The organism is Streptomyces sp. MZ04, from assembly GCF_004684775.1.
Classification (GTDB): Bacteria; Actinomycetota; Actinomycetes; order Streptomycetales; family Streptomycetaceae; genus Streptomyces.
The window spans coordinates 1-13,142 of record NZ_SRIC01000240.1 but is presented as its reverse complement, the minus strand read 5'-3'; the positions used below and the strand labels follow the sequence as shown (position 1 = coordinate 13,142).

The 13,142-nt window shown below is 68.3% G+C and carries 9 protein-coding genes; 5 read left to right on the top strand and 4 right to left on the bottom strand.

From position 1 onward, the window contains the following. Positions 1-145: 145 nt before the first annotated feature. The gene (gene sucD / locus E2651_RS33440) at positions 146-1,024 is read right to left on the bottom strand and encodes a succinate--CoA ligase subunit alpha (RefSeq protein WP_135335005.1); all 879 of its coding nucleotides are present in this window, start codon (positions 1,022-1,024) and stop codon (positions 146-148) included. An 11-nt stretch (positions 1,025-1,035) separates the two neighbouring features. Continuing rightward, positions 1,036-2,175 (bottom strand): ADP-forming succinate--CoA ligase subunit beta, encoded by a 1,140-nt coding sequence (gene sucC / locus E2651_RS33435; protein WP_135335004.1) that lies wholly within the window; start codon positions 2,173-2,175, stop codon positions 1,036-1,038. A 166-nt stretch (positions 2,176-2,341) separates the two neighbouring features. Here sucC and E2651_RS33430 point away from each other — a divergent pair, with 166 nt between their 5' ends. From E2651_RS33430 to E2651_RS33410, 5 genes are all read left to right on the top strand, one after another. Beyond that, positions 2,342-4,039 (top strand): thiamine pyrophosphate-binding protein, encoded by a 1,698-nt coding sequence (locus E2651_RS33430; RefSeq protein ID WP_135335003.1) that lies wholly within the window; start codon positions 2,342-2,344, stop codon positions 4,037-4,039. A gap of 12 nt (positions 4,040-4,051) precedes the next feature. After that, positions 4,052-5,284, top strand: coding sequence for a formyl-CoA transferase (frc, locus tag E2651_RS33425; RefSeq protein ID WP_135335002.1), 1,233 nt, complete (start codon positions 4,052-4,054; stop codon positions 5,282-5,284). Between the two features lie 18 nt (positions 5,285-5,302). After that, complete coding sequence (locus tag E2651_RS33420; RefSeq protein ID WP_135335006.1) at positions 5,303-7,447, top strand: acetate--CoA ligase family protein; 2,145 nt, start codon at positions 5,303-5,305, stop codon at positions 7,445-7,447. Between the two features lie 122 nt (positions 7,448-7,569). Then, on the top strand, positions 7,570-8,958 hold the full coding sequence (locus E2651_RS33415) for an OFA family MFS transporter (RefSeq protein WP_135335001.1): 1,389 nt from the start codon (positions 7,570-7,572) through the stop codon (positions 8,956-8,958). A gap of 1 nt (position 8,959) precedes the next feature. Beyond that, positions 8,960-10,342: an OFA family MFS transporter gene (locus E2651_RS33410; RefSeq protein WP_135335000.1), complete on the top strand. Its 1,383-nt coding sequence runs from the start codon at positions 8,960-8,962 to the stop codon at positions 10,340-10,342. A 95-nt stretch (positions 10,343-10,437) separates the two neighbouring features. On the opposite strand, the gene E2651_RS33405 is transcribed toward E2651_RS33410, so the two are convergent. Together E2651_RS33405 and E2651_RS33400 are read right to left on the bottom strand one after the other, a co-directional pair. After that, positions 10,438-11,475, bottom strand: a complete 1,038-nt coding sequence (locus tag E2651_RS33405) for a sugar phosphate isomerase/epimerase (protein WP_135334999.1) — start codon at positions 11,473-11,475, stop codon at positions 10,438-10,440. A 136-nt stretch (positions 11,476-11,611) separates the two neighbouring features. Continuing rightward, on the bottom strand, positions 11,612-12,994 hold the full coding sequence (locus tag E2651_RS33400) for a nucleotide pyrophosphatase/phosphodiesterase family protein (RefSeq protein WP_135334998.1): 1,383 nt from the start codon (positions 12,992-12,994) through the stop codon (positions 11,612-11,614). Positions 12,995-13,142: the final 148 nt, after the last annotated feature.

Genomic DNA, 13,142 nt, shown 5'->3' with positions numbered 1-13,142 from the left:
GGTGGGTGCCATTCGGGTTCTCCGCTCACGGTGCACAAGTCGGGGCGGGGGGGTGCATGGCTCGTACGAGGCCGCTCAGTTGGCGGTCCTGTTGTGTTTGTTGGGGGACGGTAGTGCAGTGAGGGCCGGTCACCTATGAGTGACGTCACGCCCCGAGTCGGTCGAGAACGAGGCGGGCGGTCTCCGTCGGCGTGGCACCGACCCGTACACCGGCGGCCTCGAGTGCCTCCTGTTTCGCCTTCGCGGTGCCCGAAGAGCCCGAGACGATCGCTCCCGCGTGCCCCATGGTCTTGCCTTCGGGGGCGGTGAAGCCGGCGATGTAGGCGACGACGGGTTTGGTGACGGCGCGCCGGATGTAGGCGGCCGCGCGTTCCTCGGCGTCGCCGCCGATCTCGCCGATGAGGACGATCAGTTCGGTGTCGGGATCGTCTTGGAAGGCGGCGAGGCAGTCGATGTGCGTGGTGCCGACGACGGGGTCACCGCCGATGCCCACGCAGGTCGAGAAGCCGATGTCGCGCAGCTCGTACATGAGTTGGTAGGTGAGTGTGCCGGATTTCGACACCAGGCCGACGCGTCCGGGTTTGGTGATGTCGGCGGGGATGATGCCCGCGTTGGCCTGCCCCGGGGTGATGAGGCCGGGGCAGTTGGGGCCGATGACGCGGGTGCCGCGCTCCTTCGCGTACGCGTGGAAGGCGACCGAGTCGTGTACGGGGATGCCTTCGGTGATGACGACGGCGAGGCCGATGCCGGCGTCGGCGGCCTCGGTGACCGCGGCCTTGGAGAAGGCGGGCGGCACGAAGACGACGGTGACGTCGGCGCCGGTGGCCTCGATGCCGTCGCGGACGGAGCCGAAGACGGGGACCGCGCGGTCGTCGAAGTCGACGGTGCGGCCTGCCTTGCGGGGGTTAACGCCGCCCACGACGTCCGTGCCGGCGGCGAGCATGCGCCGGGTGTGCTTCATGCCCTCGGCGCCGGTCATGCCCTGGACGAGGACCTTGCTCTCCTTGGTGAGGTAGATCGCCATGTCCCGTCTCCTCAGGCTGCGTCGGCTCGGGTTGCGAGGTCGGCGGCGCGGCGTGCGGCGCCGTCCATGGTGGTGGCCTGCTGGACCAGGGGGTGGGCGCGCTCGTCGAGAATGGCGCGGCCGCGTGCGGCGCTGTTGCCGTCGAGGCGCACCACGAGCGGCTTGGTCAACTGCACCGATTCCAGTGCCTGGACGATGCCGTCGGCGACCGCGTCGCACGCCGTGATGCCGCCGAAGACATTGACGAAGACGGACTTGACCGCGGGGTCGGACAGGATGACGGAAAGTCCGTCGGCCATGATCTGGGCGGAGGCGCCGCCTCCGATGTCCAGGAAGTTCGCGGGGCGCGCGCCACAGCCCGCGACCACATCGAGGGTGGACATGACCAGGCCCGCGCCGTTGCCGATGATGCCGACCTCGCCGTCGAGCTTCACGTAGTTGAGGCCCTTGGCCGCGGCCGCCGACTCCAAGGGGTCGTCGTGTACGGAGTCGTCCGTCCCCCAGCGTGCCTGGCGGAAGCGTGCGTTGTCGTCCAGGGTGACCTTGCCGTCGAGGGCGACGATCTCCCCTTGGGCGGTGCGCACGAGGGGGTTCACCTCTACGAGGAGCGCGTCCTCACGGATGAGTACCTGCCACAGCTTCACGAGTACGCCGGCTGCCGCGGCGGGGAGTCCGGCCGCGGCGGCGATGTCGGCCGCCTTCGCCTCGTCCACGCCTTGTGCCGGGTCGATCTCCACGCGCGCGACGGCCTCCGGCCTGCCGGCGGCCACCTCCTCGATCTCCATGCCGCCCTCGGCCGACGCGATGGCGAGGAAGCGGCCCGCGGCGCGGTCCAGTACGTACGAGACGTAGAACTCGCTGTCGATCTGGACGGGTTGGGCCACCATCACCTTGTGCACGGTGTGGCCCTTGATGTCCATGCCGAGAATCTGGCGTGCCGTGATCTCGGCGGCGGCCGGGTCGGCGGCGACTTTGACGCCACCCGCCTTGCCTCGTCCTCCGGTCTTCACCTGGGCCTTGACGACGACGCGGCCACCCAGTCGTTCGGCTCCCGCGCGTGCCTCCTTCGCCGTGTCGGCGACCTCTGCTTGCGGCACCAAGATGCCGTATTCCTCGAAGAGTTCCCTTGCCTGGTGCTCGAACAGGTCCATTCCGGCTCCTGACCTAAAAGTGCCGCACGCCCCCTGGACACCACCCACCGGATGCGAGATAACAAGCTTCATACAGTATTCGTCGACTGTATGCAATCTACCGCGAGAGCACCTACGAGCAGCCTGTGAGCGCTCCAACTTCCCTACGAAGGGACAGGACTTCGCCATGCCCGACGGCAGCAGCGACACCAACCAGGCCCCCCAGATCTCCGGTGGGCACCTGGTCGCCAAGGCACTCAAAGCAGAGGGTGTGGAGGTCATCTACACCCTCTGCGGCGGCCACATCATCGACATCTACGACGGCTGCGTCGACGAGGGCATCGACGTCGTCGACGTACGCCACGAACAGGTCGCCGCCCACGCGGCCGACGGGTACGCACGCCTCACGGGCAAACCAGGATGTGCCGTGGTGACCGCCGGACCGGGCACGACGGACGCCGTCACGGGCGTCGCGAACGCCTTCCGTGCGGAGTCCCCGATGCTGCTGATCGGCGGCCAAGGGGCACACACCCAGCACAAGATGGGGTCCCTCCAGGACCTTCCGCACGTCGACATGATGACGCCGATCACCAAGTTCGCCGCGACCGTGCCGGACACGGCGCGCGCCGCCGACATGGTGTCCATGGCGTTCCGCGAGTGCTACCACGGCGCTCCGGGACCGTCCTTCCTGGAGATACCGCGCGATGTGCTCGACGCCAAGGTGCCGGTGGACAAGGCCCGGGTCCCGCAGGCCGGGCAGTACCGCGCGTCGACCCGATCGGCCGGCGACCCCGAAGCCGTCGAGAAGCTCGCCGACCTGCTCGTGCACGCCGAGAAGCCCGCGATCCTGCTCGGCAGCCAGGTGTGGACGACCCGCGGCACGGAGTCGGCCATCGAGCTCGTACGCACCCTGAATGTGCCCGCCTACATGAACGGCGCGGGGCGCGGCACGCTGCCGCCCGGCGACCCGCACCACTTCCAGCTCTCGCGGCGGTACGCCTTCTCCAACGCCGACCTCATCGTCATCGTGGGAACGCCCTTCGACTTCCGCATGGGCTACGGCAAGCGGCTCTCGCCGGACGCGACCGTCGTACAGATCGACCTCGACTACCGCACCGTCGGCAAGAACAGGGACATCGACCTCGGCATCGTGGGCGACGCCGGACTGATCCTGAAGTCGGTCACGGAGGCCGCGTCCGGCCGCGTCAACGGAGGCGCGTCCAAGCGCAAGGAGTGGATCGACGAGCTGCGGGCCGCCGAACAGACGGCGATCGAGAAGCGGCTGCCGAACCTCCGCTCCGACGCCTCGCCCATCCACCCGTACCGCCTCGTCAGTGAGATCAACGACTTCCTTACCGAAGACTCGATCTACATCGGCGACGGCGGCGACATCGTCACCTTCTCCGGGCAGGTCGTACAGCCCAAGTCGCCGGGCCACTGGATGGACCCCGGACCGCTCGGCACGCTCGGCGTCGGCATCCCCTTCGTGCTCGCGGCCAAGCAGGCGCGGCCCGACAAGGAAGTGGTCGCCCTCTTCGGAGACGGCGCCTTCTCGCTGACCGGGTGGGACTTCGAGACGCTCGTCCGCTACAACCTGCCCTTCGTCGGCATCGTCGGCAACAACTCCTCGATGAACCAGATCCGCTACGGCCAGAAGGCCAAGTACGGCCAGGAGCGCGAGCGGATCGGCAACACCCTCGGAGACGTCCACTACGACAAGTTCGCCCAGATGCTGGGCGGTTACGGCGAAGAGGTCCGCGACCCGGCCGACATCGGCCCCGCGCTGCGGCGGGCGCGCGAGTCCGGCAAGCCCTCGCTGATCAACGTATGGGTCGATCCGGACGTGTACGCCCCCGGAACCATGAACCAGACCATGTACAAGTGAGGAGCCCGCGCGATGACGACCAAGGCTCTTGAGGGCGTACGCGTCCTCGACATGACGCATGTCCAGTCCGGGCCCTCCGCGACGCAGTTGCTCGCCTGGCTCGGCGCGGACGTGGTGAAGCTGGAGGCGCCCTCCGGGGACATCACGCGCAAGCAGTTGCGCGATCTCCCGGACGTCGACTCGCTATACTTCACGATGCTCAACTGCAACAAGCGGAGCATCACCCTCAACACCAAGACCGAGCGCGGCAAGGAGCTCCTGACGGAGCTGATCCGGCGCTCCGACGTGATGGTCGAGAACTTCGGGCCTGGCGCCGTGGACCGGATGGGCTTCACATGGGAGCGCATCCAGGAGATCAACCCGCGCATCGTCTACGCCTCGATCAAGGGCTTCGGAGACGGCCCCTACACCAACTTCAAGGCCTACGAAGTGGTCGCCCAGGCCATGGGCGGCTCCATGTCGACCACCGGCTTCGAGGACGGGCCGCCGCTCGCCACGGGCGCCCAGATCGGTGACTCCGGGACCGGCATCCATGCCGTCGCCGGCATTCTCGCCGCCCTCTTCCAGAGGGAGAACACCGGTCGCGGGCAACGCGTGAACGTGGCCATGCAGCACGCCGTGCTCAACCTGTGCCGGGTGAAGCTGCGCGATCAGCAGCGTCTGGCGCACGGGCCGCTCGCCGAGTACCCGAACGAGGACTTCGGGGACGAGGTGCCGCGCTCCGGCAACGCGAGCGGCGGCGGGCAGCCCGGGTGGGCCGTCAAGTGCGCGCCGGGAGGCCCCAACGACTACGTGTACGTGATCGTGCAGCCCGTCGGCTGGCAGCCGCTCACCGAGCTCATAGGACGTCCGGAACTCGCGGACGACCCCGAGTGGGCCTCTCCGGAGGCACGGCTTCCCAAGCTCGGCAAGATGTTCCAGCTGATCGAGGAGTGGTCGTCGACGCTCCCCAAGTGGGAGGTCCTGGAGCGGCTCAACGCCCACAACATCCCGTGCGGCCCGATCCTCTCCACCAAGGAGATCATCGAGGACGCCTCACTGGCCGCGAACGAGATGGTCGTCGAGGTCGCGCATCCGCAGCGGGGCTCGTTCACCACCGTCGGCTCCCCGCTGAAGCTGTCCGACTCCCCCGTGGACGTGGTCAGTTCGCCGCTTCTCGGCGAGCACAACGCGGAGGTGTTCGTCGGGGAACTCGGCCTCGGCGACGAGGAACTGCGCCTGCTCAAGTCGAACGGAGTGATCTGATTGATGGCCGAAGACTTGATGGCCCAAGACCGCGCACTGGCGGTGCGGGCGCTGCTCGACTCGGTGCGCGCCGAGGGCCGTACGTCGCTGACGGCGCCGGAGGGCAAGATCCTCGCGGACGCGTACGGGATCGCCGTTCCGGGCGAGGAGCTGGCGACGGACGTGGACGAGGCGGTGGCGCACGCGGCCCGCTTCGAAGGTCCCGTCGTCATGAAGATCGTCTCCCCCGACATCCTGCACAAGACCGACGCGGGCGCCGTCGTCGTCGGCGTGGAGGGCGCCGCCGACGTGCGGGCCGCCTTCTGCGAGATCGTCGAGAACGCGCGTGCGTACGCCCCGCAGGCACGCATCGAGGGCGTACAGGTGCAGGAACTGCTGCCCTCCGGCCAGGAAGTGATCGTCGGGGCGGTGACCGATCCGACGTTCGGGAAGGTCGTGGCCTTCGGACTCGGCGGCGTACTGGTCGAGGTCCTCAAGGACGTCACGTTCCGCCTCGCTCCGGTCGACGCGGACGAGGCGGCCTCGATGCTCGACTCGATCAGGGCCGCCGAGATCCTGCGCGGCGTGCGGGGCGCGCCCGCCGTGGACCGGTGGGCGCTCGCCGAGCAGATCTGCCGGGTCTCCCAACTGGTCGCCGACTTCCCGGAGATCGCCGAGGTGGACCTCAACCCGGTGATCGCCACCCCGGAGAGCGCGATCGCCGCGGACATCCGCGTCATCCTCTCCGAGGGGGTGCCAAAGGCGCGGCGCACCTACACGCGCGCGCAGATGCTCACGTCGATGCGGCGGCTGATGCAGCCGCGCTCGGTCGCCGTGATCGGCGCCTCCAACGAGCAGGGCAAGATCGGCAATTCGGTGATGCGCAACCTCATCGACGGCGGCTTCTCCGGAGAGATCCATCCGGTGAACCCCAAGGCCGATGACATCTTGGGCCGCAAGGCGTACAAGAGTGTCACGGACGTTCCCGGTGAGGTGGATGTGGCGGTCTTCGCGATCCCCGCCAAGTTCGTGGCGGCAGCCTTGGAGGAGGTGGGCCGCAAGGGCATCCCCAACGCGGTCCTGATCCCCTCCGGGTTCGCCGAGACCGGCGAACACGCCCTCCAGGAAGAGATCGTGGCGATCGGCGAGCGGCACGGCGTGCGGCTGCTCGGCCCGAACATCTACGGCTACTACTCGACGTGGCAGGACCTGTGCGCCACGTTCTGCACGCCCTACGACGTCAAGGGCGGCGTCGCCCTGACGAGCCAGTCGGGCGGCATCGGGATGGCGATTCTCGGCTTCGCGCGCACTACGAAGACAGGCGTTTCGGCGATCGTCGGGCTCGGCAACAAGTCGGACCTGGACGAGGACGACCTGCTCACCTGGTTCGGCGAGGACCCCAACACCCAGTGCATCGCCATGCACCTGGAGGACCTCAAGGACGGCCGCGCCTTCGTGGAGGCCGCACGGGCGACCGTTCCCAAGAAGCCGGTGGTGGTCCTGAAGGCCGGCCGCACGGCCGCCGGGGCGAAGGCCGCCGGATCGCACACGGGAGCACTCGCGGGCGACGACGCCGTGTACGACGACATCCTCAGGCAGGCGGGCGTCATCCGCGCCCCCGGTCTCAACGAAATGCTGGAGTACGCGCGCGCGTTGCCGGTGCTTCCCACCCCGCAGGGCGACAACATCGTGATCATCACGGGTGCGGGCGGCTCGGGTGTGCTGCTCTCCGACGCGGTGACCGACAACGACCTGCGACTGATGGAGATCCCGGATGACCTGGACGCGGCCTTCAAGGCGTTCATCCCGCCCTTCGGGGCGGCCGGCAACCCCGTGGACATCACCGGCGGCGAGCCCCCGTCGACGTACGAGGCGACGATCAGGCTCGGTCTCGAGGACCCGCGCATCCACGCGCTCGTCCTCGGCTACTGGCACACCATCGTCACGCCTCCCATGGTCTTCGCCGAGCTGACGGCCCGGGTGGTCGCGGAGTTCCGCGAGCGCGGCATCGAGAAACCCGTCGTGGCGTCTCTGGCGGGCGATGTCGAGGTGGAGGAGGCCTGCCAGTACCTCTTCGAGCGGGGCGTCGTGGCGTACCCGTACACGACCGAGAAGCCGGTGGCCGCGCTCGGTGCGAAGTACCGCTGGGCGCGGGCCGCCGGGCTGCTCGGAGGTGGTCGATGAGGGCGTGAGTGGAGGGCGGCCGGCGGCGCGCGCCGGCCGCCCCGGAACCCGCGCGCGCACGAAAGGAATTGGACAGGGGGCGCTGGCCAGGATCTTTTCGACGCAAGGGGTGCTAAGGCGACATGACAACAACCGATATCCAGACACCCGTCCCCTACCGGGAGGTGACGGACGCCAACGGCCGCATGTACCGGCTCGGCGAGACCGACGTCGACATCATGGGCCGCAAACGCAAGTGGATGGTCATCCTGCCGTGGGTGGGCATGATGGGCATCAGCTCGGCCGAATACGCGTTCGCCTCAGCCGAGGACACCCTGCACACCGCGCATTCCTGGAGCAGTCTGCACATCTTCTGGATGCTGGGCGTCTGGGTCTTCTTCCAGGCCGCGGTGGCCTTCCCGGCGGGCAAACTCCGCGAGAGCGGGAAGCTGCCGGCCCGCTGGGCGATGATGTTCGGCGCGCTCGGCACACTGCTCGGCTATCTGTCCCTGGCGTTCGCGCCGCACGTGGTCGTGGCCTACATCGGCTTCGGCATGTTCAGCGGTATGGGCGCCGGCATGGTGTACGCGACCTGCGTGAACATGGTCGGCAAGTGGTATCCGGAGCGCAAGGGAGGCAAGACCGGCTTCGTCAACGGCGGATTCGCCTACGGCTCGGTGCCGTTCGTCTTCATCTTCACCGGCTACATGGACCTGACGAACTTCCGCTGGGTGCTGGTGTCCGTCGGCCTCTTCCTGGCGGCGATGGTCGCCGTGGCGGGCTACTTCTTCCAGGACCCGCCGAAGAACTGGTGGCCCGCGGACGTGGACCCGCTACGCCCGCCGGACGACCCACGGGCCCGCCGCGCCATGAAGATGAACCCGCCCGCCGTGCGGCAGTACACGCCCAAGGAGGCCTGGCAGACCGGCCGCGTCGCGCTGATGTGGTTCTGTCTGCTCTGCACATCGGGCGTGAACATCTTCGGCATCGCGTTCCAGGTGGACATCGGCGAAGAGGCCGGATTCGCCGGCGGGATCGTCGCCACGGCCATGTCCCTGAAGGCCATCGTGAACGGCACCGGCCGAGGAGTCATCGGCTGGCTCTCGGACCGCTACGGACGCAAGCGCTGCCTGATCTTCGTCTGCATCGTCCTCGGCCTGTCGCAGTACGGCATCTTGTGGGCCGCCGACATCAAGAGCCTCCCTTTGTTCCTGATCTTCTCGAGCATCTCCGGATTCGGCGGAGGCGCCATCTTCCCGATGTTCGCGGCCATGACGGCGGACTACTTCGGAGAGAACAACAACGCCTCCAACTACGGCCTCGTCTACAGCTCCAAGCTGGTCTCCGGGCTCCTCGGCTCCGGCATGGGCTCCCTGGTGGTGAGCAACTGGGGGCACGCGGGGGCGTTCACCCTTGCCGGCTCCATCTCCCTGTTCGCCGGCTTCATCGCGCTCTTCCTGTCCCAGCCGGGCAGGCCCCGGTCCAAGAAGATCGATCCCAATCCGCAACCTCTCGGTGAGGAGATGGCCTGATATGACGGCGGAGCCCATCGCCGCGAAGAACGCGCCGGGCAGCACGGGCAGCACTGACGCGTCGTACCAAGAAGTCACGGACGAACGCGGGCGCGTGTACCGCGTCGGCGAGAGCGACCGGGAGATCCTCGGCCGCCCCCGCTGGACGATGGTGGTGCTCCCCTGGGTGGCCATGCTCGCCATCAGCGTCTTCGAGTACGCCTACGGGGCAGCGGAGGACACCCTCTCCGCGGCCCACCACTGGACCTCGTCGAACACCTTCTGGGTGCTCAGCGTCTGGATCTTCTTCCAGGCGGCCGTCTCCTTCCCAGCCGGGAAACTGCGCGAGAAGGGCATCCTGACCAGCAGGGCGGCGATGCTGACCGGTTCGGTCCTCTCCCTCCTCGGCTTCGTCAGCCTGAGCCACGCACCGAACGTGGCGACGGCGATGGCGGGCTTCGGCCTCCTGGGCGGCGTCGGCTCCGGGTTGATCTACTCGACCTGCGTGAACATGGTCGGCAAGTGGTATCCGGAGCGGCGCGGCGGCAAGACGGGCTTCGTCAACGGCGGATTCGCCTACGGAGCCGTGCCGTTCATCTTCCTGTTCTCCTACGGCTTCGACACGTCGAACTACCGGACCGTCCTCGACCTGGTCGGCTTCTACGTACTGGCCGTGACCCTGGTGGCGGGGCTCTTCTTCAAGGACCCGCCGAAGAACTGGTGGCCCTCGGACGTCGACCCGCTGCGGCGGGACGGCGACGCGCGTACGGCGCTCGCGCTGGCCAAGAACCCGCCCGCGGTACGGCAGTTCACTCCTGGAGAGGCCCTGCGGACCGGCGTCGTCCCACTGATGTGGGTCTGCATGCTGTGCTGCGCGGGCGTCTCGATCTTCGGGATCTCCTTCCAGGTGCCGTTCGCGAAGGAGATGGGCTTCGGTCCACTCATCGCCGCGTCGTCCATGGGCGTGATGTCGGTGATCAACGGCACGGGGCGGGGCGTCGTGGGCTGGCTCTCGGACCGGCTCGGACGGCAGCCCACCCTGACCTACGTCTGCCTGGTGCTCGCGGTGGCGCAGTTCGGGGTGTTGTGGGCGGGCGAGCTGCGCAACCAGCCGCTGTTCCTGGTCTTCGCGTTCCTTTCCGGCTTCGCGGGCGGCGCCTTCTATCCGCTGTTCGCGGCCCTCGTGCCGGACTACTTCGGAGAGAACAACAACGCCTCCAACTACGGCATGGTCTACAGCGCCAAGCTGGTCAGCGGTCTCTTCGGCGGCGGGCTGGGCGCGATGGTCGTGGCCTCGTGGGGATACATCGGCGCCTATACGACGGCCGGTGTGGTCTCCCTGATCGCTGCGGGGCTCTCGCTGTTGCTGCGACAGCCCGAGCACGCGCGCGTGGCGACGGTCTAGCCCCGGGACGCGTGGCGACGGTCGAATACGCGTCGCACGGCTCAGCGGCCGGCCCGTGCACCTGGTGCACGGGCCGGCCGCCGTCGTGTCCGGGGTCAGTCGCCGCAGCGCAGCGAGTGCAGGTGCTCGCTGGACTTGCGGGCGAAGGCGTAGGACTCGACCGGGTTGTCGTGCTCGGTCTGCCAGTGGTGGTAGCGGCGGCCGTCATGGCTCCGCGCGGTCACCTTGGAGAGGAACTTCTTGTAGTCGATGTCGCCGTCCCCGACGTCCACCATGCGGTAGCCGTCGCGGGCGGTCTCGTCCCGTATGCCGTCCTTGACGTGGAACAGCGGGTAGCGGTGCGGTTGCTTGAGGACGTAGTCGAGCGGCTCGAAGGGCGCCGGCGTGCCGTCCGGCCGCTTGCCGAAGCGGAACTGGGCCGCGAACGCCCAGTAGATGTCCATCTCCAGATAGACGAAGTCGGGGTCGGTCTCGGCGAGCAGTACGTCGTAGAGGCGCACGTTCGGCTTGTCGGTGGCGAAGGAGAACTCCTCGGCGTGGTTGTGCTGGTAGAACTTCATGCCGCGCTTGCGGGCCGCTTCTCCGTACGTGTTGAAGTCCTCGGCGGCACGCTTCCACCCGTCGACGGTCGAGCCGTAGCGGAAGGGTCCCGAGGCGGTCCCGATGTGCTTGAGGCCCAGCGCCTCGGCGTCGTCGAGGACCTTGGTGAGGTTCTGCGCGAAGGTGTACGCGCCCGGGTTGTTGTCGTCGTAGTAGCCGACGTGGCTGCCGATGGGGTGCAGGCCGTGATCGCGTGCCAGCTGCTTCAGCTGGGCCAGGGTGATGGCGCCTGCCGCGCCCTGGGTGTATCCGGCGAACTCGACCTCGTCGTATCCGTACTTCTCCAACTCGGCGAAGACGGGGGCGAATCCGACGGTGGAGACCTTGTCGCGCAGGCTGTAGAGCTGGATGCCGAGGCGGCCGGGGGGCAGGACGGGCCGGCCGCGGCCCTGCTCCGCCGCGGTGGCGGGCGTGGTGGTGGCGGCGGTGCCGATCAGGGCCGCGGCGGTGGCGCCCGCGGCCACGCCGAGCATGCCGCGTCTGCTGAGTCTGTGGGCGAGTTCGGGGTCGGCGGGGGTGTGCTTGCGGCTCATGAGGTTCTCCCGGGATCGAGTCAGGGATGGGTTCGAATAGCGGCTCAGGGGACGATCAGGGTCGGACCCTGATGGCACGGACCGAGCCGTCTGGTTCAGTGGAGATCAAGCTGAACTCGGCGGCGCGGGGCACGGCTCAGTGCAGTCCTGCGAGGTCCAGCAGCAGCGATTTCACATCGGTGGCCGCGACGCGGCCGTTTACGGCGCGGGGGGTGGAGCACAGAATGAGCGGTCCTGAATCGAGGTCCTCGCTCGTGGGGAGGCGGCCATGGCTGCCGCGAATAGGTGACGGGTCAAGGGGCACGACCGCCATGCGGTAGCGCATGCCGAGCTTCTTGCGGGCCAGGGCGCCCGCGGCCTTCACACGGACGTAGGGGTCCTGAGGGTCCATGAACAGCTCGACGGGGTCGTAGCCGGGTTTGCGGTGGATCTCGACGAGCTGCGCGAAGTCGGGCGCGCGGGCGTCGTCGAGCCAGTAGTAGTACGTGAACCAGGCGTCCGGCTCCGCGACGGCGACGAGCTCGCCGGAGCGCGGGTGGTCCAGGTGGTTGACCTTCTTGCCCTCGTCGTCCAGGAGTTGCTCGACACCGGGCAGGCCGGCGAGTGCCTCGCGGGTGGCTTCGAGGTCTTCGGGCCTGCGGACGTAGATGTGGGCGATCTGGTGGTCGGCGACGGCGAAAGCGCGCGATGCCATCGGGTCGAGGTACTCCATGCCGTCCTGGGTGTGCACTTCGAGCAGGCCCGCGCGGCGCAGGGCGCGGTTGATGTCGACGGGGCGGTCGACGCGGGTGATGCCGTACTCGGACAGCGCGACGACGGTGCGGCCTTCGGCCTTGGCGTCGTCGAGGAGGGGGGCGATGGTCGCGTCCAGATCGGCGGCGGCCTGGTGGGAGCGGGGGTCGTCGGGGCCGAAGCGCTGCAGGTCGTAGTCGAGGTGAGGGAGGTAGGCGAGGGCCAGGTCGGGGTGGCGGGTGTCGATGACGTGGCGGGTCGCGTCCACGATCCAGCGGCTGGAGACGATGTCCGCGCCGGGACCCCAGAAGTGGAAGAGGGGGAACGTGCCGAGTTTCTCCGTGAGTTCGTCGTGCAGGGCCGGGGGGCGGGTGTAGCAGTCGGGTTCCTTGCGGCCGTCGGCGTAGTAGACGGGACGGGGGGTGATGGTGATGTCTGTGTCGGCGCCCATGGCGTACCACCAGCAGATGTTGGCGACGGTGTAGCCGGGGTGCGCGCGGCGGGCGGCGTCCCAGAGCTTGTCGCCGGCGACGAGGCCGTTGTGCTGGCGCCACAGGAGTACGTCGCCGAGCTCGCGGAAGTACCAGCCGTTGCCGACGATGCCGTGTTCGGCGGGGGTGGTGCCGGTGAGGAAGGTGGACTGGGCCGCGCAGGTCACGGCGGGCAGGACGGTGCCGAGGGTGGCCTGCGAGCCGGATGTGCCCAGGGCTTTGAGGTGCGGCATGTGGTCGAGGAGACGTGGGGTGAGGCCGACGACGTCCAGGACGAGGAGAGGGGTGGGGCTCATGGGAGTTCCTTGAGGCCGAGGTCCGTCAGCAGGTCGCGGGCTGTTTCTTATACACATCTCCGAGCCCACGAGACGCTCATGAAACTCGTATGACGTCTTCTGCTCGAACAAAAAAATAATTTACTGTAACACTTAAATGATTTCGATC

Coding starts and splice junctions, on each gene's coding strand:
- sucD (WP_135335005.1), bottom strand. CDS start 1,024: ATGGCGATCTACCTCACCAAGGAGAGCAAGGTCCTCGTCCAGGGCATG.
- sucC (WP_135335004.1), bottom strand. CDS start 2,175: ATGGACCTGTTCGAGCACCAGGCAAGGGAACTCTTCGAGGAATACGGC.
- E2651_RS33430 (WP_135335003.1), top strand. CDS start 2,342: ATGCCCGACGGCAGCAGCGACACCAACCAGGCCCCCCAGATCTCCGGT.
- frc (WP_135335002.1), top strand. CDS start 4,052: ATGACGACCAAGGCTCTTGAGGGCGTACGCGTCCTCGACATGACGCAT.
- E2651_RS33420 (WP_135335006.1), top strand. CDS start 5,303: ATGGCCCAAGACCGCGCACTGGCGGTGCGGGCGCTGCTCGACTCGGTG.
- E2651_RS33415 (WP_135335001.1), top strand. CDS start 7,570: ATGACAACAACCGATATCCAGACACCCGTCCCCTACCGGGAGGTGACG.
- E2651_RS33410 (WP_135335000.1), top strand. CDS start 8,960: ATGACGGCGGAGCCCATCGCCGCGAAGAACGCGCCGGGCAGCACGGGC.
- E2651_RS33405 (WP_135334999.1), bottom strand. CDS start 11,475: ATGAGCCGCAAGCACACCCCCGCCGACCCCGAACTCGCCCACAGACTC.
- E2651_RS33400 (WP_135334998.1), bottom strand. CDS start 12,994: ATGAGCCCCACCCCTCTCCTCGTCCTGGACGTCGTCGGCCTCACCCCA.